The organism is Streptomyces lasalocidi (genome assembly GCF_005280215.1).
GTDB lineage: Bacteria > Actinomycetota > Actinomycetes > Streptomycetales > Streptomycetaceae > Streptomyces > Streptomyces longwoodensis.
The window spans coordinates 2,971,176-2,993,248 of the sequence record NZ_SZNQ01000001.1 but is presented as its reverse complement, the minus strand read 5'-3'; the positions used below and the strand labels follow the sequence as shown (position 1 = coordinate 2,993,248).

20 protein-coding genes and 2 tRNA genes are annotated in these 22,073 nt (G+C 74.3%); 13 read left to right on the top strand and 9 right to left on the bottom strand.

The features are described from left to right. Nucleotides 1-354: 354 nt before the first annotated feature. The 3 genes from E4U91_RS13265 to E4U91_RS13255 form a co-directional block, all read right to left on the bottom strand. Entirely contained in the window at nucleotides 355-1,371 is a 1,017-nt protein-coding gene (locus tag E4U91_RS13265; RefSeq protein WP_137307050.1) for an SEC-C domain-containing protein, read from the bottom strand. Nucleotides 1,372-1,490: 119 nt separating this feature from the next. Then, on the bottom strand, nucleotides 1,491-2,966 hold the full coding sequence (locus E4U91_RS13260) for a glycoside hydrolase (RefSeq protein ID WP_137307049.1): 1,476 nt from the start codon (nucleotides 2,964-2,966) through the stop codon (nucleotides 1,491-1,493). 206 nt (nucleotides 2,967-3,172) lie between these two features. Next, nucleotides 3,173-4,594: an MFS transporter gene (locus tag E4U91_RS13255; protein WP_137307048.1), complete on the bottom strand. Its 1,422-nt coding sequence runs from the start codon at nucleotides 4,592-4,594 to the stop codon at nucleotides 3,173-3,175. 68 nt (nucleotides 4,595-4,662) lie between these two features. On the opposite strand from E4U91_RS13255, the gene E4U91_RS13250 reads away from it, so the two are divergent. The 4 genes from E4U91_RS13250 (at nucleotide 4,663) to E4U91_RS13235 (ending at nucleotide 7,578) form a co-directional block, all read left to right on the top strand. Then, nucleotides 4,663-5,190: a winged helix-turn-helix transcriptional regulator gene (locus tag E4U91_RS13250; RefSeq protein ID WP_137307047.1), complete on the top strand. Its 528-nt coding sequence runs from the start codon at nucleotides 4,663-4,665 to the stop codon at nucleotides 5,188-5,190. Nucleotides 5,191-5,252: 62 nt separating this feature from the next. Beyond that, entirely contained in the window at nucleotides 5,253-5,588 is a 336-nt protein-coding gene (locus E4U91_RS13245; RefSeq protein WP_137307046.1) for a DUF6412 domain-containing protein, read from the top strand. Between the two features lie 125 nt (nucleotides 5,589-5,713). Further along, nucleotides 5,714-6,478 (top strand): YidC/Oxa1 family membrane protein insertase, encoded by a 765-nt coding sequence (locus E4U91_RS13240; RefSeq protein ID WP_137307045.1) that lies wholly within the window; start codon nucleotides 5,714-5,716, stop codon nucleotides 6,476-6,478. 242 nt (nucleotides 6,479-6,720) lie between these two features. Next, nucleotides 6,721-7,578, top strand: a complete 858-nt coding sequence (locus E4U91_RS13235) for a fumarylacetoacetate hydrolase family protein (protein ID WP_137307044.1) — start codon at nucleotides 6,721-6,723, stop codon at nucleotides 7,576-7,578. Nucleotides 7,579-7,604: 26 nt separating this feature from the next. Here E4U91_RS13235 and E4U91_RS13230 read toward each other — a convergent pair whose 3' ends face one another. Together E4U91_RS13230 and E4U91_RS13225 are read right to left on the bottom strand one after the other, a co-directional pair. Beyond that, nucleotides 7,605-8,120: a heme-degrading domain-containing protein gene (locus E4U91_RS13230; RefSeq protein WP_137307043.1), complete on the bottom strand. Its 516-nt coding sequence runs from the start codon at nucleotides 8,118-8,120 to the stop codon at nucleotides 7,605-7,607. A gap of 47 nt (nucleotides 8,121-8,167) precedes the next feature. Beyond that, a complete protein-coding gene (locus E4U91_RS13225) occupies nucleotides 8,168-9,238 on the bottom strand; it encodes a Gfo/Idh/MocA family protein (protein WP_137307042.1) in 1,071 nt (356 codons plus the stop codon). 56 nt (nucleotides 9,239-9,294) lie between these two features. On the opposite strand from E4U91_RS13225, the gene E4U91_RS13220 reads away from it, so the two are divergent. Beyond that, complete coding sequence (locus tag E4U91_RS13220; protein ID WP_137307041.1) at nucleotides 9,295-10,503, top strand: ROK family transcriptional regulator; 1,209 nt, start codon at nucleotides 9,295-9,297, stop codon at nucleotides 10,501-10,503. 321 nt (nucleotides 10,504-10,824) lie between these two features. Here the strand turns inward: E4U91_RS13220 and E4U91_RS13215 are convergent, their stop codons facing one another. After that, nucleotides 10,825-12,867: an NAD(+) synthase gene (locus E4U91_RS13215; protein ID WP_137307040.1), complete on the bottom strand. Its 2,043-nt coding sequence runs from the start codon at nucleotides 12,865-12,867 to the stop codon at nucleotides 10,825-10,827. A gap of 282 nt (nucleotides 12,868-13,149) precedes the next feature. Between E4U91_RS13215 and E4U91_RS13210 the strand changes: the two genes are divergently transcribed. The 4 genes from E4U91_RS13210 to E4U91_RS13195 all read left to right on the top strand — a co-directional run bounded on the left by E4U91_RS13210 (nucleotide 13,150) and on the right by E4U91_RS13195 (nucleotide 16,402). After that, nucleotides 13,150-14,052 carry a hypothetical protein gene (locus tag E4U91_RS13210; protein WP_137307039.1) on the top strand — a complete coding sequence of 301 codons (903 nt, stop codon included), beginning with the start codon at nucleotides 13,150-13,152 and terminating at the stop codon, nucleotides 14,050-14,052. Nucleotides 14,053-14,143: 91 nt separating this feature from the next. Next, on the top strand, nucleotides 14,144-14,923 hold the full coding sequence (locus tag E4U91_RS13205) for an HAD-IIA family hydrolase (protein ID WP_137307038.1): 780 nt from the start codon (nucleotides 14,144-14,146) through the stop codon (nucleotides 14,921-14,923). A 238-nt stretch (nucleotides 14,924-15,161) separates the two neighbouring features. Beyond that, on the top strand, nucleotides 15,162-15,737 hold the full coding sequence (locus tag E4U91_RS13200) for a hypothetical protein (protein WP_137307037.1): 576 nt from the start codon (nucleotides 15,162-15,164) through the stop codon (nucleotides 15,735-15,737). Beyond that, nucleotides 15,734-16,402 (top strand): class F sortase, encoded by a 669-nt coding sequence (locus tag E4U91_RS13195; RefSeq protein ID WP_137307036.1) that lies wholly within the window; start codon nucleotides 15,734-15,736, stop codon nucleotides 16,400-16,402. Before E4U91_RS13200 ends, E4U91_RS13195 begins: the two co-directional genes overlap by 4 nt. A gap of 61 nt (nucleotides 16,403-16,463) precedes the next feature. Here the strand turns inward: E4U91_RS13195 and E4U91_RS13190 are convergent. Then, nucleotides 16,464-16,537, bottom strand: a tRNA-Lys gene (locus E4U91_RS13190). A gap of 208 nt (nucleotides 16,538-16,745) precedes the next feature. Between E4U91_RS13190 and E4U91_RS13185 the strand changes: the two genes are divergently transcribed. From E4U91_RS13185 to E4U91_RS13170, 4 genes are all read left to right on the top strand, one after another. Continuing rightward, complete coding sequence (locus E4U91_RS13185; RefSeq protein ID WP_137307035.1) at nucleotides 16,746-18,086, top strand: peptidoglycan-binding protein; 1,341 nt, start codon at nucleotides 16,746-16,748, stop codon at nucleotides 18,084-18,086. A gap of 116 nt (nucleotides 18,087-18,202) precedes the next feature. Then, nucleotides 18,203-19,324 carry an SPFH domain-containing protein gene (locus E4U91_RS13180; protein WP_137307034.1) on the top strand — a complete coding sequence of 374 codons (1,122 nt, stop codon included), beginning with the start codon at nucleotides 18,203-18,205 and terminating at the stop codon, nucleotides 19,322-19,324. Between the two features lie 143 nt (nucleotides 19,325-19,467). Next, nucleotides 19,468-20,073, top strand: coding sequence for a lytic polysaccharide monooxygenase auxiliary activity family 9 protein (locus tag E4U91_RS13175; protein WP_137307033.1), 606 nt, complete (start codon nucleotides 19,468-19,470; stop codon nucleotides 20,071-20,073). An 89-nt stretch (nucleotides 20,074-20,162) separates the two neighbouring features. After that, nucleotides 20,163-20,606: a DUF3592 domain-containing protein gene (locus E4U91_RS13170; protein ID WP_137307032.1), complete on the top strand. Its 444-nt coding sequence runs from the start codon at nucleotides 20,163-20,165 to the stop codon at nucleotides 20,604-20,606. A 69-nt stretch (nucleotides 20,607-20,675) separates the two neighbouring features. Here the strand turns inward: E4U91_RS13170 and E4U91_RS13165 are convergent. Continuing rightward, a tRNA-Lys gene (locus tag E4U91_RS13165) sits at nucleotides 20,676-20,749 on the bottom strand. Nucleotides 20,750-21,041: 292 nt separating this feature from the next. Then, nucleotides 21,042-21,800, bottom strand: coding sequence for an IclR family transcriptional regulator (locus E4U91_RS13155; RefSeq protein WP_137307030.1), 759 nt, complete (start codon nucleotides 21,798-21,800; stop codon nucleotides 21,042-21,044). Nucleotides 21,801-22,073: the final 273 nt, after the last annotated feature.

Sequence of the window (22,073 nt, the reverse complement as noted above, 5' to 3'; positions counted from 1 at the left end):
GGCACCGTAAGGCCGCCCGCTTCTTTTTCAGTGTCGTGCCTCCGCGCCCCGCATCAAGGGCGCTGCGCGTCGGCTGCGCCGATGGCCCTGCGGGCCACCCTTGACGCGGGCCGCTCCAGCACGGGAGAGAAGCGAGCGGGCGGCCCGGGGGAAGCGGGGGGCCAGGGCAAGTGCCCTGGCGTTGGTCGCAATGTGGGCCCTTGTCGAGGGGCGCTGGGGCGGGGTGGGGGCACGCCGGGACGAATGGCGGATGCGCCTTCCCTCGTGGTGCCCCCCCGCGCGCGTGGAATGGGCGGTCGGCCATCATGGCGCCGGGCCGTTCAGCGGCTTCCCGCCGCCCCGCGTCCCGGCCGGTCAGGATTGCGTGCCGTGGCACTCCCCGTAAGGCGCCCCCGACCCGCACCAGCACGCCTCCCCCCGCTGCGGCGGCCACGCCACCGCTCGGCCTCGGGCCGCGAGGGTCGTCGCGTACTGGGGGAGGAGCGTCGTGTCCGCCGGGGTCGTGCCCTCAGACGCCGCGAACGCCTCGTACGAGGGGACCGTGCCCGTGACGATGCCCAGGTTGGGGGTGCCGGACGTGGCGAGTTCGCGGAGGGAGGACTCTATGGTCGCGAGGTGCGCCTCGTGGGACGGGTACTCCGCGGTCAGGCTCGGGTAGGCGTCCGTGAGCTCGGTGAGTTCCTGCTTCGGCCAGTGCAGGACCGCCACCGGGAACGGGCGGGACAGCGCCTCGCGGTACGTGCCCAGCTCCGCGCGCAGGCGGCTGATCTCGGCCCGCAGCTCCGCCGGGTTGTCCGAGCCCAGCGACCATACGCGTCCCGGGTCGTGCAGCTCGTCCAGCGGGACCGGTCCCGTGCTCAGGCCGTCGGCCAGCGTGTCCCACGCGTCGTGGTCCGCGCCCAGCATGCGGCGCACCCGGTGGCGGCCGAAGAGCAGCGGGTGCGTCGCGTACGGCGGCTCCTCCCCGTCGGTCAGCAGCAGCCGCGCGCCCTCCGTGAACGTCTCGTGCGCCTGCTCCAGCTCGTCGTGCGCCTCCAGGGCCTCCGCCACGATCACCCAGGGCGCCGCGTCGCGCGGGGCGGTCGCGCGGATGCCGTCGATGATGGCCCGGGCCTCGGCCTCGTGGTCGTACTCCCACAGGTTCGACGCCTTCAGGGCGCGCACCAGGTGGGGGTTGTCCAGCGCGGCCGGGTCGGACAGCAGGCGGTCGTAGAGGGCCGTCGCGGCGGGGCGGTCGCCGGATAGTTCCAGATGGGCGGCGGCCTGGAGCAGCAGGGCTTCCGCGTCCTGCGGGTACAGGCCGGCGGACCGCTCCAGGCGTGCCGCTTCGGCGGTGTGGTCGACGTTCTCGGCAGGCGTGTCGGGGCGCATGCACGACACCGTACTGCCCGCCGGTGACAAACGTGAGGTCCCCCTTTGGCCGGTCCGGCCGCCGCGCGCACCGTCCCGCGGCCGCCACCGGATCCGTCCCGCCCGCCGTGGGGTGAGCCCTAGACCGTCACCCCGTCCACCTGCAGCGTCTGCACCGCCTTCGCCGGGAACGGCACGCTCAGGGTCTTCCCGGACAGGTACGTGTCCGAGCGCGCCCGGTACAGGTCGCCGCCGCCCGTCGTCACCGTCGTCCAGCGCGGCACCAGGCCGCCCGGGCCGCCCGTCACCGTCGTGAAGCGGGACAGGTCGAAGGTCAGCGTCTGGGAGGAGGCGGAGGTGTTCAGGGCGACGATCACCAGGCGGCGCCCCCCTCCGTCATAGGCCGCCACGGCGTTGCTCACGCCCGTGTCCAGGATCCGCATGCCCGGGCGGACGTGCCGGCTGAACTGCGCCATGACGTAGTACTTCGTCTGGACCGTCGTCGGCTGGAGGGTCCTCTCGTCGTAGGCGATCATCGCCCAGCCCGCGGAGGGGTCCATCACCTGCCAGTACACCCAGGCCGTCGGGTGCAGCCAGCGGAAGTCGTAGAGCAGGTTGAAGGCCAGGGTGTAGCCGGTGCCGTCGCCGTCACCGGTCTCCGAGTTCCACAGGGCCTTGCGGGCCGTCGTCACCACGTCCGTGTACAGCAGGTCGCGGCGGCCGCCGGAGCCCTGGTAGCCGTGCACGTTGACCCGGTCGACGTACCCCTTCGTCGTCGCGGAGAAGGAGTTCCACGTGGTGCGGGCCAGGTCGTAGCTCGTCTCGTCGCTCGCCGCGATCCGCGTCGACGTCAGGCCCCGCTTGTCCAACTCGCTGCGCAGGTACGGCAGTACGGCCGCCTGCACGGTGGAGTCGAGGTGGCAGCCCTCCTGCGTGCCGGTCGCCGTCCACCACGACGAGGACGGCTCGTTGAAGGGCTCCACGGTCGCGAAGTCCACGCCCCAGTGGCTCTTGGCGTACAGGGCGACCGCGGCCAGGTGGGAGGCGTGCTGGCGGTGGTTCCAGGGCTGGAGGTTGGTGCCGCCGTCCGCGGCGCCCGACGGGTTGTGGTTCAGACACATCCACCACATGGGGGAGTTGGCGAACAGCTCGCTGGTCGCCCCGCGCGCCGTCGCCTTCACCAGCATGGCCCGCTGGGTGGCGTCCGCCGTCCAGTCCCAGGCGGAGGACGCCGGGTCCTCGTTGTTCCAGTCCTGCCAGTAGCCCTCGATCTGCTTGAAGGCGGGGATGTTGGGCGACACCGCCATGGTCGTGCCGCCCACGCTGTTCCAGCTGCACGCGCCCAGGTTGTAGCGGGCGATGTTCAGGCCGAGGCCCGGCAGCGACGTGCCGTCGTACGTCACCGACCTGGTCGTGAAGAACAGGTCGGCGAAGTCGTCCCGGGCGCCGAAGACGTTCGCCCACCAGGCCAGGGACGTGCCCCAGCCCTCCCAACTGCCGTACGAGAGCGCGGGGTTCACGGGGACCGTGGCGTCGGCGCGGGCCGTTCCCGTGGCCAGGGCGCCGCCGAGCAGCGCCCCTCCCGTCGCCGCCAGCAGTGTTCTGCGCCGGATCATCGCTTCTCCGCTCGCTCACCCGCCGGTCGTCCCCACCGGCGTCGTCGGGGGTGCAGCGGGGCGGTCGTCGCCGCCCGCCCGTGCGTCGATGAGCATCGGGGCGGCGCGTGGTGTTGTCGAGGGTTCCGACAGCCCTTCCCCGAACCTGTGGAGAAAGGCCGGAAGTCGTCCGGGAGTCGGGGTCCGCCGCCCGGGTGGTGACTCCCCTACCTCGACGCCAGCCCGCTGAGCAGCGCCCCCACCGCCGCCAGGCCCGCCGACACGACCATCGCCACGTCCGCGCCGTGCGCCAGGCTCCCGCCGGACGACGTCACCAGGGCGATCGTCAGCGCGACCCCCGCGCAGGAACCGACGTAGCGGAACGTCTGCTGCGCCCCCGAGCCCATCGCCGCGCGGGCCGCCGGGACGGACTCCACGGCGAGCAGCGGCAGCGCGGCGTTCAGCAGACCGCTGCCGACACCGCCGATCAGCAGGCCGGGCAGCAGCCGCACCCAGGAGCCGGAGCCGAGCGCGCCGAGCATCGTCACCACGGCGACGGCGTGCAGCGCGAATCCGATGACGAGCTGGTGGCGCGGTGGCACCCGGCCCGCCAGCCGCTTGGCCTGGAGCGCGACCGCGAAGGACAGCCCCGACCACAGCAGGAGCAGCCAGGCCGTGTTCATCGCGGACATGCCCAGGGACTGCTGGAGCAGCGCGGGCAGGAAGGAGAACAGCCCGATCACGGCGAGCCCGGTGAACAGGCCGCCCGCGGAGGACGCGAGGAAGCGGGGGCTGCGGAACAGCGCCAGGTCGATCATCGGCTTGGCGGTGCGCCGCTCCACGAGCACGAAGGCGCCGAGCAGGACGACCGTCGCGGCCGCCGGCCAGGCCACGGCCGCGCGCAGCCAGCCGTCGCGGCCCAGGGTCAGCGCCGCGACCAGGGCGACCAGCGCCAGCCCGAAGGTGACCGCCCCGGCGAGGTCCGGCCGGCCGCCCCGTGGGGCACGGGATTCGGTCAGCGCGCGGGGGCCGAGCGCCGCGAGGACGAGCGCGGCGGCGCCGAGGACGCCGTAGGTGACCCGGAAGTCGGGCAGCGCGCCGGCGAGGAGGGGGCCGACGGCTGTTCCGCCGCTGACGAAGGCGCCCCACACGCCGGTCGCGTGCAGCCGGCCGCGCGCGGTCGGATAGGCGTGCACCAGCAGGCCCAGGCTGCTGGCGAGCAGCGCGGCGCTGGCGGCTCCCTGCGCGATGCGGGCGAGGGTGAACACCCAGGTCGAGGTGGCCAGCGCGCCCGCCGCCGTGGTGACGCCGAGGACCAGGGTGCCGGCGAGGAAGATCCGGCGGCGTCCGTAGTCGTCGGCGAGGCTGCCGGCGACCAGCAGCAGGGCGGCGAGGCCGAGCGGTGTGCCGTTGAGCAGCCACGCCTGGGCGGAGAGCGGGGTGTGCAGGGCGGCGACCGTGTCGGGGAGCGTGATGATCGGAGCGGTGTACGTCATCAGCGCGACGGTGGTGGCGGCGCTGGTCAGGGCGAGGGTGGCCCGGGGGCGGGCCGCGGCCTCGGGAGCGGTGGCGGCCGGCGCGGAGGGGGCGCGTTCCGGGCGGGAGGGGCCGGCGACGGCAGCGAGGGTTCGTTCATTGAACCTAGACATGGGCGTCACCGTAGCACGGTCGATTCATTCATTGAACCTACGTGGGTGAATTGACTACAGTGGGGGCCATGGCACTCGGCAAGGACTACGCGACCCAGGAGTGCTCCATCGCCCGTGCGCTGGAGATCGTCGGCGAACGCTGGACACTGCTCGTCATGCGCGACGCCCTCTACGGCGTACGGCGCTACAACGACTTCCTCGTCCACCTCGGCATCCCGCGCGCCGTCCTGGCCGCCCGCCTCCAGGCCCTCACCGCCGAGGGCCTGCTGGAGAAGCGCCGCTACCAGGAGTCGCCGCCGCGCGACGAGTACGTCCCCACCGAGCGCGGCACCGCCCTGTGGCCGGTCCTGCGCTCACTGGGCCTGTGGGGGCGCGAGCACTTCGGCCGCAAGCCGCTGCGCCTGTTCCGGCACGCCGACTGCGGCACCGAACTCGGCCCCTACGGCGAATGTCCCGCGTGCGGAACCATCGTGCCCGTCCCGGACGTTGTGATGGAGCCGGGACCGGGAGCCGACCCCGACCCGGCGGATCCGGTCAGCCGCGCGCTGCTCAGGCCGAAGCGCCTGCTGGCACCGCTGGAGCCGGATCCGGTGTGAGCGGCCCGGGTCCCGCGACGGAAGCGGGGCCCGAAGAGCGGGAGTACGGGGGAGGGGGAGCGATGGTCCGTAACCGTGGTGCCGCGCGCCTCGGCGCCTGCCTGGTCCTCCTCGTGCTGCTGGTCGCGCTGCTCGACGCCGGCAGCCTCTCCGCGACCGTCGCGCTCGCCGCGACCGCCGCGGCCTCCTCCGCGCTCGCCCTGTGCTCCCTCGTCGTCGCGCGCTGCGCGCCCGCCGTGCCGCCCACCCGGGTGCGCACGGCCATCCGGGACCGTGACCGCCGCACGGCGTTCCTGCCCCAGCGCGACCCGGACGCCCGGGGCCGCTCCCGGCCCCGGGCTCCAGGACACCTCCTGCGGACGACCGTCGCGCAGGTGTCACTCATAGGTATCTCGTAGATCGCTCCCGGGTCGCTCACAGCGGCCCGCTGATCAGCGCCGTGGTTCCGTGACCCGCGCGGGTCGTCCGTCCTGCCGTCCGCACCGCTTCCGGCACGACGAGACCCCCGGAGGGTTCCTCACCCATGTCCGTCCTCGCAGTCTTCGCGACCCTGGTCGAACAGCTCGCCGACCTGCTCCAGCCCCTGTTCCACGCATCCGCCGCGGCCGCCGCGATCGTCCTGTTCACCGCTCTCGTACGGCTCCTCGTCCACCCCCTGTCCCGGGCGGCCGCACGCGGCCAGAAGGCGCGGGCCGCGCTCCAGCCGCAGCTCGCCGAGCTGCGCCGACGGCACGCCAAGGACCCGGAGGAGCTCCAGCGGGCCGTGCTCGACCTGCACGCACGCGAGCAGGTGTCGCCGCTGTCGGGCTGCCTGCCCGGCCTGCTCCAGCTGCCCGCGTTCTTCCTCCTCTACCACCTGTTCTCCAGCACGTCCGTCGGCGGCGGGACCAACACCCTGCTCACCCACCGGCTGTTCACCGCGCCCCTCGGCGACCGCTGGACCGACGCGCTCGCCCACGGCGGGCCGTTCGGCGCGGCGGGGCTGGTGTACGCCGGCCTGTTCGTGGTCGTGGCGGTGGTCGCCGGCATCGGCTACGTCCGTACGAAGCGGGCGACGGCCGCCGCGCAGGCCGACGGCGCCGGAACCCCGTCGGTCGTGGTCATGGGGAACCCCGCGCTGTCCGGCGGAGCGGAACAGGTGCCGGGGCTCGGGGCCGTGCAGCGGGTCGCGCCGTTCCTGCCGTTCCTCACCCTGGTCACCGTGGCGGTGGTCCCGCTGGCCGCCGCGCTGTACGTGGTGACCAGCACGACGTGGACGGCGGTGGAGCGGGCGGTGCTGTACCGCTGACCGGCCGCTCACCGGGGCACCCGCTGCGACCTCTGCTGGACCGGCTCACCGGGCGTCGGTGAGCCGGTCACCGGCGCCCGGTCACGGTCGCGGTCATGAGGACCTACGGTCCAGTACGTGAACCGGGTATTGCGGAGTGGACGCCCGCCTTGGAGGATCGACCAGTCCTCCGACGGCTGCGCCGGCCGCACTCCGGTCGCACCGCGTCGGCCGGGCGCCCGCAATCGAGGGAGACGGTGACCATGAAGCTGCTGCGAGTCGGTACGGCGGGAGCGGAGCGACCCGCGTTGCTGGACGCCGACGGGGTCCTGCGCGACCTGTCCGGCGTGGTGGACGACATCGACGGGGCCCTGCTCGCCGACGAGGCGGCCCTCGGCCGGGTCCGCGCCGCGGCCGGGGCGGGCGACCTGCCCGCGCTGGACGGCACCGGGCTGCGCGTCGGCCCGCCGCTCGCCCGGATCGGCAAGGTCGTGTGCATCGGGCTGAACTACCACGACCACGCCCGGGAGACGGGCGCCGAGCCGCCCGCCGAGCCGGTGATCTTCTTCAAGGCGCCGGACACCGTGGTCGGGCCGTACGACACCGTGCTCGTGCCGCGCGGGTCCACCAAGACCGACTGGGAGGTGGAGCTGGCGGTGGTGATCGGGCGGACGGCCCGGTACCTGGGGTCGGCCGAGGAGGCGCTGGCGCACGTCGCCGGGTACGCCGTCGCGCACGACGTGTCCGAGCGGGAGTTCCAGATCGAGCGCGGCGGCACCTGGGACAAGGGCAAGAACTGCGAGACCTTCAACCCGCTCGGCCCCTGGCTGGTGACCGCCGACGACGTGCCCGACCCGCAGGCGCTGTCCCTCAAGCTCTGGGTCAACGGGGAGCTGAAGCAGGACGGGACGACGGCCGAGCAGATTTTCCCGGTGGGTGAAGTGGTGCGGTACGTCAGCCAGTTCATGACGCTGTACCCGGGCGACGTGATCAACACCGGTACGCCCGCCGGGGTCGCCCTCGGCCGGCCTGAGCCCAAGCCGTTCCTGCGCGCCGGGGACGTGGTGGAACTGGAGATCCCGGGGCTCGGCCGGCAGCGGCAGGAACTGAAGGACGCCTGAGCCGGACGGGGCCGGTCAGCGCTCGGTCAGCGCTGGGTCAGGAACTCCTCCAGGGCCTCCACCACGAGGCGGTGGTCCTGGAGTTGCGGCAGGCCCGACACGGTCACCGCGCCGATCACGCCGACGCCCTCCACGGCGATCGGGAACGAACCGCCGTGCGCCGCGTAGGTGTCGGGGTCCAGCCGGGACGACGCCTCGAACGTCGTGCCCTTCGCCCGGAACCGGGAGCCCACCAGGTACGACGACTCGCCGTACCGCTCCACCACCCGGCGCTTGCGAGCGATCCAGGCGTCGTTGTCCGGGCTGGAGCCGGGCAGGGCCGCGTGGAAGAGCTGCTGGCCCGCGCGGTGGATGTCGATGGCCACCGGCGCCCGGCGCTCACGGGCCAGCCCGACCAGCAGGCTGCCCAGGGTCCAGGCGTCCTCGTAGGTGAACCGGCGGAGGATTAGGCGCCGTTCCTGCGTCTGCAGTTCCTCGATGGTCGGCGTGTCGTCCGGCGTGGTCACCGAGGTGGACGCGGGGGTGGTCGTCAGGGTGGACATCGAAGTGGTCTCCCCAGTGAATCGAAGGGTGGTCTCCTGACCGCTCGTCACAGCGCCACCGCCACTCCGTCGCGCGCCGAACGGCGGGCCGCCTCCAGCACGTCGAGGGCGGCGGCCGCCTCCAGGGCCGTCACCGGGTTGGGGCCGCCGCCGCGCAGGGCCGCGGCCACCGCGGCGTAGTAGGCCGGGTAGGCGCCGGGGAGGGTGCGCACGGGGTGTCCGCCGCCGGTCACCGGGGACTCACCGGAGCCGACCCGGCCCCACAGCTCCTCGGGCTCCTCGCCCCAGCCGGGACCCGGGCGCAGACCCTCGCGCAGGGCCGCCTCCTGCGGGTCGAGGCCGTACTTCACGTAGCCGGCCGCCGAGCCCAGGACCCGCATCCGCGGGCCGAGTTGGGCGGTCGTGGCGGAGGCGTAGAGGTGGGAGCGGACGCCGCTCGCGTGCGTGAGCGCGATGAACGTGTCGTCGTCGGCCTCCGCGCCCGGCCGGCGCACGTCCGACTCCGCGTACACCGACACGACCGGGCCGAACAGCACCAGCGCCTGGTCGACGACGTGGCTGCCGAGGTCGTACAGCAGGCCGCCGATCTCGGCCGGGTCGCCGGACTCCCGCCAGCCGCCCTTCAGTTGCGGCCGCCACCGCTCGAAGCGGGACTCGAAGCGCCACACGTCGCCCAGCGTGCCGTCCGCGAGGAGGGAGCGCAGGGTGAGGAAGTCGTTGTCCCAGCGGCGGTTCTGGAAGACCGACAGCAGCAGCCCGCGCTCCTCGGCGAGGGCGGCCAGCGTGCGGGCCCCGTCCGCGGTGCCGGCGACGGGCTTGTCCACGACCACCGGCACACCGGCCTTCAGGGCGGCGGTGGCGAGCGGCACGTGGGTCTTGTTCGGGGAGGCCACGACGACGAGGTCGAGGTCGTCGGCGCGGTCCAGCAGGTCCTCGGCGGTCTCGGCCACGCGCACGTCCGGGTACGCGGAGCGGGCCTGCTCCTGGCGCTCCGGGTTCGAGGTGACCACCGTGTCCAGGACCAGGCCGTCGGTCGCGGCGATCAGCGGGGCGTGGAAGACGGAGCCCGCGAGGCCGTAGCCGATCAAGCCCACGCGGAGGGGGGTAGCAGCACTCATGCCCTCCACTTTCGCAACGCTGTTGCCAAAGTGCAAGCGGTGGGGACAATGGAGGCGTGTACAGGACGAACGCAGCAGCCACGGGCGGTGCCAACCTGCCGTCCTTGCGCAGCCACAACACCGCGCTCGTGCTCGACCTGCTGCGGACGGCCGGCGCGGACGGGATCAGCCGGCTGGAGCTGGCCGAGCGCACCGGGCTCACCCCGCAGGCCGTCAGCAAGATCACCGCGCGGCTGCGGGCGGAGGGGCTGGCCACGGAGGCGGGCCGCCGCGCCTCGACCGGCGGCAAGCCGCGCACGGTGCTGCGACTGGTGCCCGAGGCGGGGCACGCGGTCGGGGTGCACCTCGACCGCGACGAACTGCGGGCCGTCCTCGTCGACCTCGACGGCACCGTGACGGGGGAGCGGCGCGTCCCGCTGGACCTGGGCGCGGGGGCGGACGCTGTGGTGGCCGCGGTGGTCCGCGAGACGGGCCGACTGCTGACCGACGGGGCGGAGGGTCCCCGGACGGCCGACGGGGTCGATGGCACCGGGGCGGCCGTCGCACCGGAAGACGCTCGGCCGAGTGGTGAGCCGGACGGCACCCGCCCGGACGGCGTCCGCACGCTCCTCGGCGTCGGTGTCGCCCTCCCCGGCCCCCTCGACCACGACCGGGGTGTCCTGCACCGGGTCACCGGCTTCCCCGAGTGGGACGGCTTCCCGCTGCGGGACGCGCTCGCGCGACGGCTCGGGGTGCCGGTCGTCGTCGACAAGGACACCAACGCCGCCGCGCTCGGCCTCGCGGTCGCCGGCGAGCGCGGCTCCTTCGTCTACGTCCACCTCGGCACCGGCCTGGGCGCCGGGCTGGTGCTCGGCGGAACGGTGCACCGCGGGGCCCGCACCGGCGCGGGCGAGTTCGGCCACCAGGTCGTGCAGCTCGACGGGCCGCCCTGCCCGTGCGGCAACCGGGGCTGCGTCGAGGCCCTGTGCCTGGCCGCCATCGACCAGGGCGACCTGCCCGGCGCCGCCCGCGTCCTGGGCGTCGGCGCCGCCAACCTCGCCGCCCTGCTGGACATCGACCGGGTGCTCCTCGGCGGCCGTACGGTGGCCCGCGCGCCCGAGGTCTTCGTGCACGGGGTCGCCGCCGTACTGGACGCCCGCGCCCGCCGCGAGGGCGCCTCGGACGGCGCGGTCCCGGTCACCCTGGCCCCGCCCGGAGCCCGCGGGGTCGCGGAAGGCGCCGCCCAACTCCTCCTGGCCCCCATCTTCGGCCGAGCAGACGGCTGACCCCCTCAAGGCTTGTCCGTGGCTGGCCGCACACCAGACCCAACGCCGCCGGAACCGACAAACCCCGCCCCCGCATCCCCACCCAAGGGGCGCGGGGAACTGCGCGCCCAGCCACAAACAACCCGCACTTGCCCCCCCCGCACGGCAAGCCCACCGGCGCCGGGACCGACATACCGCCGACCCAAAAACCCCGGCCCCCCGTCCCCACCCAAGGGGCGCGGGGAACTGCGCGCCCAGCCACAGACAACCCGCACCCGCCCACCGCACAGCAAGCCCACCGGCGCCCCACCCGCACAAAAAGACACCGCACCGCCTGGAGGGCTACCCCTCCGGGCACTCCCACCGCGCCAGATCCCGCAACCACACATCCGCCGTGCTGTCCGACGGCGCCCGCCAGTCACCGCGCGGCGAGAGCGAACCCCCCGCCGCCACCTTCGGCCCGTTCGGCATGGCCGAGCGCTTGAACTGCGCGAAGCCGAAGAAGCGGCGGCAGAACACCTCGAGCCAGCGCCGGATCTCCGGCAGGTCGTAGGCGACCCGCTTGGCCTCGGGGAAGTTGGTCGGCCAGTCACCCGCCTCCCGGTCGTGCCAGGCGTGCCAGGCCAGGAACGCGATCTTCGACGGCCGGAAGCCGTAGCGCAGCACGTGGAACAGCGTGAAGTCGTTCAGCGCGTACGGGCCGATCTTCGACTCGGTGGACTGCATCTCCTCGCCCGGCACCAGCTCGGGGCTGATCTCCGTGTCGAGGATCGCCGTCAGCGTCTCGTCGGTCTCCTGGTCGTCGAACTGCCCGCTGCTGACCACCCACCGGATCAGGTGCTGCATGAGCGTCTTCGGCACGCCCGCGTTGACGTTGTAGTGGCTCATCTGGTCGCCGACGCCGTACGTGGACCAGCCGAGCGCCAGCTCCGAGAGGTCGCCGGTGCCCAGCACGATGCCGCCGCGCTGATTGGCGAGGCGGAACAGGTAGTCGGTGCGCAGGCCGGCCTGGACGTTCTCGAAGGTGACGTCGTAGACGGGCTCGCCCTCGGCGAAGGGGTGGCCCATCTCCTTGAGCATCAGCCGCGCCGTCGGCGTGATGTCGAGCTCGGCGGCCGTGACGCCGAGCGCCCGCATCAGCCGGTGCGCGTTGCCCTTGGTGTGGTCGCTGGTGGCGAAGCCGGGCAGGGTGAAGGCGAGGATGTCGCTGCGCGGGCGCCCGGAGCGGTCCATCGCGCGGGCGGCGACGATCAGCGCGTGCGTGGAGTCGAGGCCGCCGGACACCCCGATGACGATCTTCGGGCTGCCGATCGCGGCGAGCCGCTGCTGCAGTCCCGCGACCTGGATGTTGTACGCCTCGTAGCAGTCCTGGGCGAGGCGGGCGGCGTCGGCGGGCACGAACGGGAAGCGCTCGACGCGGCGCTCGAGGCCGAGGTCGGTGCCGGGCGGGTCGAGCCGGAACTCGATCCGCCGGTAGTCGCCGGTGCGGGCGCCCAGGGTGCGCCGGTTGTGGTCGAAGGTGCCCATCCGGGCGCGCTCCTGGCGCAGCAGGTCCAGGTCGACGTCGGCGACCGCGTACTGCTCGTCCTGCGGGAAGCGGTCCGTCTCGGCGAGCAGGACGCCGTTCTCGTAGATCATCGTCTGTCCGTCCCAGGACAGGTCGGTGGTCGACTCGCCGAGGCCGGCCGCCGCGTAAACGTACGCGGCGAGGCAGCGCGAGGACGCGGAGCGGCACAGCATCTTGCGGTCCTCGGCGCGGCCGACGGTGATCGGGCTGCCCGAGAGGTTGGCGAGCACGGTCGCGCCGGCCAGTGCGGCCTCGGCGCTCGGCGGCACCGGCACCCACATGTCCTCGCAGATCTCCACGTGCAGCACCAGGCCCGGCACGTCCTCGGCGGCGAAGAGCAGGTCGGGTCCGAACGGCAGGTCCTCGCCGCCGACCCGGATCGTGCCGCCGCGCTCGTCCTCGCCGGAGGCCAGCTGCCGCGCCTCGTAGAACTCGCGGTAGTTCGGCAGGTACGACTTGGGGGTGACGCCGAGGATCCGGCCGCGGTGCACGACGACCGCGCAGTTGTAGACCCGGTTGCGGTGGCGCAGCGGGGCCCCGACGACGAGGACCGGCAGCAGGTCGGCCGACCCCTCCACCACGGTCCGCAGGGCCTGCTCGACCTCGTCGAGCACCGTGTCCTGCAGGATCAGGTCCTCGATCGAGTAGCCGGTCAGGCACAGCTCCGGGAAGATCGCGACGGCGACCCCCTCCTCCGTGCACCGGCGGCCGAGCCGCAGCACCGCCTCCGCGTTGGCGGGCGGGTCGGCGATGGCGGCGTGGCCGGTGCACGCGGCGATGCGCGCGAAACCGTGCTGGTAGAGCGACCAGAAGTTCACCGTGACCCCATATCCGTCATGCGCATGTCCGTCGTCGTCCGGCATCCGCAATCCGTCGTCCGTATGCGTCGTGCGCGGCGGCGGCCGCGTGCCTGCGTTCCGCGTACCCGTCTACCCATGATCACCGATCCGGTGCACGGGGAGCGAGCCCGGGCTGCTCCGCCGGACCTCCGTCGACTATCAGTCATACCGGTCGTACCAGTCGTATGAGCTGAACGGGCGGACTCCGTGCCCCGCCCGGAGCGTCGCCCCCGGCGCCCGCGGCCCGTCCGGCAGGCTCACATGACCATGCGACCGACCACGCCCGCGCCCGCCACCGCCCTCGGCCTCGCGTTGGCCGCGACCATGTTCCCCGCCGCCCCACTCGCCACGGCCGCCCCCGCCCTCGCCTCCTTGCGGACGGCCACGACCGCCGCCCCCTCGTGCGACGCCCCCGACGCCAAGGACTTCCCGCTCACCACCCGCCTGCGCGGCGGCCCCGCGGCCTACGAGGCCGGCGGCGGCTACGGCACCTGGTACCTGGACCTGACCAACACCACCGACCGGACCTGCACCGGCGTCCACCCCGTCGTCGTGCTGGTCGACGCGCGGCGCGCGCTGCGGCCCTCCCAGCCGCAGCTGGAGTTCTACGCCGACGGCCGCCCGTACCCCGTGCGCTTCCAGCGCACCGACGAGGACGAGCTGGTCGGCGCCTTCGACGGCTTCCCGGGCTTCACCGTCGGCCCCCGCGCCACCGTCACCGTGCGGGTCCGCCTCGCGTTCACCTCGGACACCGCGCCCGACGACGTCACCGCCGACGCGGCCGTGGTGCAGCGGCACGGCGACGACGGGGACTGGGTGGGCCAGTCCGACGACTACCGCTTCATGGTCACGGGGGACCCGGCGCCCACCGGCCCGGCGCCCACCGGCCCGGCCGCCGCCGACCCCGGCGCCGCGACCCCGGCCGCCGCCGATCCCGGCGCCGCGACCCCGGCCGATGTCGACCCCGGCGCCGCGACCGCCACCGGCACCACCCCCGCGCCGGACGCCCCGTCCGGCTCCCCGTCCGCCGAGGCCGTCCTGTCCCTGACCGAGCGGGCCGGTGAGCTCGCCCGCACCGGTCTCGGCTCGCCCGTCGCCGCGGCGGCCGCAGCGGTCCTGCTGGCGGCCGGTACGGCCCTGGTGCTGGCCCGCCGGCGGCGCTGAGCGCGGGAACCGGCCGCCCGGGGGCCGCTCACGGCTGATCGCTAGGCTGGGGCCAGCCCACGCAGTACCGCGCAGGTCAGGAGACGGCACCATGGCAGACCGCAAGCCCATCGAATCGTGGCTCACCGACATGGACGGTGTGCTCATCCACGAGGGTGTACCGATCCCCGGCGCCGACGCCTTCCTGAAGAAGCTGAAGGAGTCCGGCCGGCCCTTCCTCGTCCTCACCAACAACTCGATCTACACCCCGCGCGACCTGCACGCCCGGCTGCGCCGCATGGGCCTGGACGTGCCGATCGAGAACATCTGGACGTCGGCGCTGGCCACCGCCAAGTTCCTGGACGTCCAGCGGCCCAGCGGCTCGGCGTACGTCATCGGCGAGGCCGGGCTGACCACCGCGCTGCACGACATCGGCTACATCCTCACCGACCACGAGCCGGACTACGTCGTGCTCGGCGAGACCCGCACCTACTCCTTCGAGGCGATGACCAAGGCGGTGCGGCTGATCAACGACGGCGCCCGGTTCATCTGCACCAACCCCGACGAGACGGGCCCCTCGACCGAGGGCCCGCTCCCGGCGACCGGTGCCGTCGCCGCGCTGATCACCAAGGCGACCGGCAAGCAGCCGTACTTCGCGGGCAAGCCGAACCCGCTGATGATGCGCACCGGGCTCAACGCGATCGGCGCGCACTCCGAGACCAGCGCGATGATCGGCGACCGCATGGACACCGACGTGCTGGCCGGCATGGAGGCGGGCATGCAGACGTTCCTCGTGCTCACCGGCCTGACCCGCGCCGACCAGATCGAGAACTTCCCCTACCGCCCGTCGCAGGTCGTGGACTCGATCGCGGACCTGGTCGACCGCATCTGACCCGTCCGACAGAGCGCCCGACGAAGCACCCGACGAAGCACCCGACGAAGCACCCGGCGGAGCATCCGGCGGACCGCCCGGAGAATCGCCCGGCGGTTCGTTCGGGGTTCGCTGGACGACTGTTCGGTTCTGAAACCCGTCCGGCCCCGCAAACCACCCGTACGGCGCAATTCCGGCACTCCTGAGGATGCGGTACCCGGGTGCCCGGGGGAGCCTCCAGGTATCAGGAGGTTTCACGATGGGTGCACTGAAGGTCACAGTCCGTACGGCAACGGCGGCCGCCGCACTGGCCGTCACCGCTCTGACCCCCGCCGCGTACGCGGCGGCGGCCGACGGGCGCGGTGTCTCGGTGGCCCCGTCGTCGCCCGCTCCCGGCACCGACGTCACCCTGCGCGTCAGCGGCTGCGCGTCGAGGACGGCGGTCGCGGTCTCCGAGGCGTTCGTCGCCGACGCCCGGCTCACCGGCGCGGACGGCACCCTGGTCGGCGAGACCCGGGTGCGCACCTCGGCGGCCCCCGGCGCCCACACCGTCCGCGTCACCTGCGCCGACGTCCAGGTCGACGGCACGGTCCAGGTCGCGGCGGCCCCCGCCGCCCAGGGGGCCGGACCGTCCGCCGCCGCCTCCCCGATCGCGCCCGTCGCCGCGGGCGGCGGGGGCACCGCGCAGATCACCGTCGCCGACGCCCGCATCGAGGGCCCCGGCGCGGCCCAGGCGGTGACCGGGCTGGTCCTCGCCGGGGTGGCGGCCACCGCGGTGGTGCTGCGCAGCGCGCGCCGCAACCGCGAGGCGGACCGGACGATGACCGGACGATGAGGGAGGCGCCCGGCCCCTCCACCGCCAGGTCACGCCTGCTCGCCGGCGTGACCTGGGCCGTGCTGCTGTCCGGGCTGTGGCTGTGGGGGCTGGACGTCACCGCCGTACGGCCGGGGCCCGCCGTGCCCGCCGTCACCGGCGCCGCGGCACCGGGACGCCCGCCCGGCACGCCCCTGCCCCCGGCCGCCGAGCCCCTCGGCGCCGCCCCGCCCCAGCGCATCGACATCCCCGAGCTCGGCGTCCAGGCCCCCGTCGTCCCCCGCGGCCTGGACGCCCGGGGCGCGATCGACCCGCCGCCCTACGACCAGGCGGGCGTCGTCGGCTGGTACGCCCACGGCGCCACGCCGGGCGCCCGGGGCGCCGCGCTGCTGGTGGGACACGTCGACACCCGGACCCGTCCGGCCGTCTTCGCCCGGCTCGGCACGCTGGGGGTCGGGGCGGTGGTCCGGGTGGTCCGGGCCGACGGCCGGGTCGCGGTGTTCACCGTGGAGGACGTCGACGTCGTCCCGCGCGACCGCTTCGACGCCGCACGCGCCTACGGCCCTCGCCGGGCCGGCCGCGCCGAACTGCGCCTGGTCACCTGCGGCGGCACCTTCGACCGGGCGAGCGGCACCTACTCGGCGAACGTGGTCGTCTCGGCCTACCTGACGGGCACGGCCCGCTAGCCGCCCCGCACGGGCGACGAGAAAGGCCCCCCGCTCGCGCGGAGGGCCTTTCTCGTGTCGGTGCGCCGCCAGGGACTCGAACCCCGGACCCGCTGATTAAGAGTCAGCTGCTCTAACCAACTGAGCTAGCGGCGCCTGCTGACGGCCACAACTCTACAGGACACCCGGCGGTGCTCCGGACCACCGCCCGGCCGTCACCCGGTGGTCACCTGCGGTCCGGGAGGACCCCGCGCGCCCCGCGTACATCATTCGGACCGTCAACATGCGCGCGGGGGCGACAGTTGAGAAGCTGATCAATGTGCACAGCCATGGACATTTCCGTCAGGAGTGTGAGGGGTATCGCATGGAGGCTCCGGCTTTCGAGGACGTCGATCCCGGGAGCGACTGCGACTGCCCCGCCTGCGGTCCGGGCCTGCTGAACCGGCCCGCCGCGTCCTGCGGGCGCCCCGTACCCCCGGCCGGCCGGGTCCTCGCGGTCCTGGCGACCGCGGCCGCCGCCACCGGCGCGGCACTGGGCGCGGCCCCCGCCGCGGCGGCCGCCCCGCACACCGCACACCGTTCCCCGTACTCCCCCGACCGGCCGGCCGCCCCCGCGGAGGACGAACCGGACACACCGCAGGGCGGCAAGGCCCCGCTGCACGGCCCCGGCGGCACCCCGGCCCAGGCCGTCACCGGCGTGAAGACCCCGCCGACGACCCGCGCCGAGATCATCAGGCGGGCCAAGGCGTGGGTCGCCGCGCGGGTCCCGTACAGCATGGGCGCCTACTGGTCGGACGGCTACCGCCAGGACTGCTCCGGCTTCGTCTCGATGGCCTGGGGCCTGCCGGGCAACGAGTGGACGGGCAGCCTCGGCCAGTTCGGCGTCAGGATCGGCAAGGGGGACCTCCAGCCCGGCGACATCCTGCTGTTCCACAACCCCGCCAACCCGCAGAAGGGCTCGCACGTCGTGATCTTCGGCGGCTGGACGGACCCCACCCGCACGTCCTACGTCGCCTACGAGCAGACCCCGCCGGCCACCCGCCGCGGGAGCACCCCCTACGCCTACTGGAGCCACTCCGGCCAGTACGTCCCCTACCGCTACAAGGGCGTCACGGCCGACACGGCCGGTGCGGAGGCGGGCGACGGGGGTGCGGGGGGCGGCGGGCAGGCCGCGTACCCCGGGCGGTCGTCCTTCGGTCCCGGCGCGGACAACGCGTACGTCACCCGGCTCGGGCAGATGCTGGTCGCGCGCGGCGGGGCGTCCTTCTACCGCTCCGGGCCCGGTCCCCGCTGGGGCGACGCGGACCGCCGGGCCACCGAGGCGTTCCAGCTGGCCCAGGGCTGGCGGGGCGACGACGCCGACGGCGTGCCGGGGCCGCGCACCTGGTCCCTGCTCGTCTCCGGGGGCGGCCGGGACATCGCGTCCGGCACCACCGGCACCCCGGACCCCTCGCCGGACCCGGGCGCGCCGGCCTTCCCGGGGAAGGCGATGTTCCGGCCCGGCGCGGACAACGCCCACGTCACGCGGCTGGGCCGGCGGCTGGTGGAGAAGGGCTTCGGCACCCACTACACGACCGGGCCGGGGCCGCGCTGGGGCGAGGCGGACCGGCGCAACGTCGAGGCCTTCCAGCGCGCCCAGGGCTGGCGCGGCGGCGCGGCGGACGGCTACCCGGGGCCGGAGACCTGGCGCCGGCTCTTCCTGTGAGGAGGCACCGCAGGCACCGGGCGGCCCCTGCCGCCCCCCACCCGCTCGGGCCCGCCCACCCCCGCGGATCCGTACCCCCTGTCGTGACGCATCTGGCGCGGAGGCTGGAGGCACCCATGAGTACGACCACCGCACACACACCGGAGCCGGGCGGAGCGGCCGACGGGCCGCCGCGGCCTGTCCGGCTCATCAAGAACGAGGCCACCACCGAGATCCCCGTCCACCTGCTCTTCCGTGACGAGCCCGACCCCCGGCCGGTGCCGCTCGCCCCGACCGTGGTGTCCCGGCGGCAGGGCACCGGCGAGCAGCCCCGCCTGCGCCGTCCGGCACCGGCCGCGCCCCGTCCGCCCGCTCCCGTCGCCACCGCGCCGGCCGAGCGGCCCGCGCGGGTGCTGCCGGGGGCGGTGGGGGTGCTGACCGGTGTCTGCGGCGCGGCCGGCTGCGCGGCCGCCTCCTGGTGGGCCGGTGTGCTGCTGGCGCCGGTGGAGGCGGCGCTGCGGCTGCCGGCGTACGCGGGGGCCGGGCTCGGTCCGGCGCAGTGGGCGGCGTACGCCGGGGCGGGGGCGCTCGCCCTGTTCGGCTTCGGCGGTCTGGCGCGCGGCCGGACCGGCGGGGCCTGGGTGCTGGGCCTGTTCGGCCGCTACCGGGGGACGGTCCGCCGCACCGGCCTGCTGTGGGTGAACCCGCTGCTGCTGCGCCGCCGGGTGGACGTGCGGCTGCGGCACTGGCGCAGCGAGCCGATGCAGGCCGCCGACGGCAGCGGGGTCCCGCTGCGGGTGGTCGTGCTGGTGGTGTGGCGGGTGCGGGACACCGCGCGGGCCACGCTGGGCGTCGACGACCACGAGGCGTACCTGCGCGCGTGCGTGGAGGCGGCCGTGGTGCGGGTGCCGGTGGAGGCGCCGGGTCCCGGGCGCGGTTCGGCCGAGGCGGCGGGGGAGCGGCTGACCCGGCTGGTGGCGCGGGACGCGGAGGCGGTCGGCGTGGAGGTGTTCTCGGTGCGGCTGGTGCGGGTGGAGTACGCGCCGGAGGTGGCCGCCGCGATGCACCGCCGCCGGATCGCCGCGCTGGACGCCCAGCAGCGGGCGAGCGTGCTCACCTCGGTGGTGGACTCGGTGGAGGACACGGTGACCCGGCTGACCATGCGGGGCCTGGTCGAACTCGACGACTACGAACGCAAGGCGCTGGTGAAGGACCTGACGGTGGCGTTCTGCTCGGGGCGCGGGGAGCAGGGCCCCTGACGTCACGTCAGGGTGCGGGCCGGGAGGGTGGTACGAGGTTCTGCGGTTGGTATGGACATGTTCAACCAACGGTCATAATCTCGAACTTGGTCTAGACCTGCACGGCTCACTGCATCTCCCCACGTCTCATCAGGAGCGGCCGTATGCGCACCAGGACCAAGCTGTCCGCCGCCGCGGTCGGACTGGCCGCCACCGGAGCCCTCGTGCTCTCCTCCGGTGGCGCCAGCGGCCACGGCTACACCGATCTCCCCATCAGCAGGCAGAAGCTCTGTCAGAACGGCACCGTCAAGAACTGCGGCGACATCCAGTGGGAGCCGCAGAGCGTCGAGGGCCCCAAGGGCTTCCCGGCGTCCGGACCGGCCGACGGGCAGCTGTGCAGCGGCGGCAACAGCCGCTTCGCGCAGCTCAGTTCACCCCGCACACCGTCGGGCGGGGCCTGGCCCACGACCCGGGTGACGGGCGGTCAGAGCTACACGTTCCGCTGGCAGTTCACCGCCATGCACGCCACGACGGACTTCAAGTACTACGTCACCCGGCAGGGCTGGAACCAGGACCACAACCTGTCCCGCTCCGACCTCAACCTCACCCCGTTCCTGACGGTGCCCTACGGCGGCCAGCGACCGCCGTCCACCCTCTCCCACAGCGGCACCCTGCCGTCCGGGCTGAGCGGGCACCACGTCGTCCTCGCGGTGTGGACGGTCGCCGACACGGGCAACGCGTTCTACGCCTGCTCGGACGTCACGTTCTGAGGTTCCCTTGAGTCAACCGGCCGGCCGGCGCGGGTAGGTTCCTCCCACGCCGGCCGACCGGGCCGGCGGGGACCACGGGGGAACGCGCCATGGACGTGATCTTCTCTGTCTTCCCCGGCCTGATCGCGGCCGGTGCCCTGTTCACCGCGTACCGGGTGGTGTACCGCTCGGCCCAGCTGCGGCGCGCCTGGAACAGCGGGCTGACCGCCGAGGGGCGCTGTCTGCGGACCTTCACCACCACCCACGGCGGGCACGACACCTCGGTCCGCACGACGCTGCACCACGTCTACGAGTTCTCCACCCGCGACGGCCGCAGCGTCCGCTTCGAGGAGGAGGACGGCCCCGCGACCGTCCTCGAGGGGGACGTCGTCACCGTCCACTACACGCAGGACCGGGACGTCGTCGCCACCGCCCGGCGGCCGGCGCCGGCCAGGGCCGCGGCCACGACGCTGGGCACGCTGGTGTTCCTCGGCACGATCGTCGTCTTCTGCGTCGCCTTCGTGGTCACCTACGCGACCGAATTCCGCGCCTGAGGGCCGGCGCCCGCGAGGCGCAGGGCAATGCCGAAGGGCCCCTCGCTCCCACGAGAGGCCCTTCCAGGGTGCGCCGCCAGGGACTCGAACCCCGGACCCGCTGATTAAGAGTCAGCTGCTCTAACCAACTGAGCTAGCGGCGCATGACCCTCGCCTTCCGCTTACCGCGGCCGGCGACGAAGAAAATACTACCCGCTTCGCGAGGGTGCTCGTGACCACCGCGTCCCGCGGTCGTGGGTGGTCACAGGCCCTAGGACCTGTCGTTTGGATCATTCCGGCGTCGCGGGGTCCGGCACGCGCATCTGCGGCGTTGTCGTCGGTTGGCGACGCTCCGCGTCGCCGCCCTCCTCCGCCTTGCAGCTGCACGCGCCGGACCCCGCTCGGGTCGGCGACAAGACGCCGTGGGCCCGGCCGGACTGATCCAAACGACAGGCCCTAGATCGCCAGTGACAGCAGCACCGGTGCCGCGTTCCGGTTGAGGGCGTCGGCCGCCCGGCGGAGCCGGTGCGCGTGGGCCACCGGGAGGGACAGCGCGAGGCAGCCCACCGACGACCCGGCGGTGATCGGGACGGCCGCGCACACCGTGCCGACCGCGTACTCCTGGAGGTCGAGCACCGGCACCGTCGGCGGCTGGGCCTCCAGCCGGGACAGCAGCAGCTTGTCGCTGGTGATGGTGCGCGAGGTGAGGCGGGCCATCCGGTGCCGGGACAGGTGGTCGCGCCGGCCGTCGTGGTCCAGCTGGGTCAGCAGGCTCTTGCCGACCGCGGTGGCGTGCGCCGAGCAGCGGAAGTCCACCCACTCGTGGACCGCGGGCGTGGCCGGGCCGTCGGCGTACTGGGTGACCCGGACCTCGCCGTCGACGTACCGGCTGATGTAGACGGCGGCGCCCACCGCGTCGCGCAGCCGGTCCAGGGTCTGCTGGAGCTTCTCCCGCAGCGCCTCCTCGCGGCCGCGCGCGGAGCCGAGGCGGGCGAGCGCCTCACCGGTGACGTACGCCCCGTCGGCGATCTGCTCGACGTATCCCTCGCGGCGCAGCATCAGCAGGAGCGGGGTCAGCCGCTCCCGGCCGAGACCGGTCTCGCGGGCGAGCTCGGCGTCGGTGACGCCGGCGGTGTGCCGGGCCACGCCCTCCAGGACGCGCAGGGCGTCCTGGGCCGAGTGGTAGGGCGCGGTCGGCTCGTTCCTCAGCGCCACGGTGTCCCCCTGCGGTCGCTCACTTGCCTGGTCCGGGCAGCGAATCACCTCTACGATACGGGCCCGGGGCGGCGTCCGGAGGGGGTGTCGGCAAGATTGCGGCCCCTCCCGCAGCGCCGCCAACTGGGACGTTGATCCTTCGGCACATGCCAGTGGCACGACCCGGCGTCGAGACCTGCGGTGTTCACGCGTGCACGGCGCGTAGTCACCGCACGGCGCTGAGGAATTCCCGGGTCCTGTCCTGTTCCCGATCGCCGAGGACCTGCTCCGGAT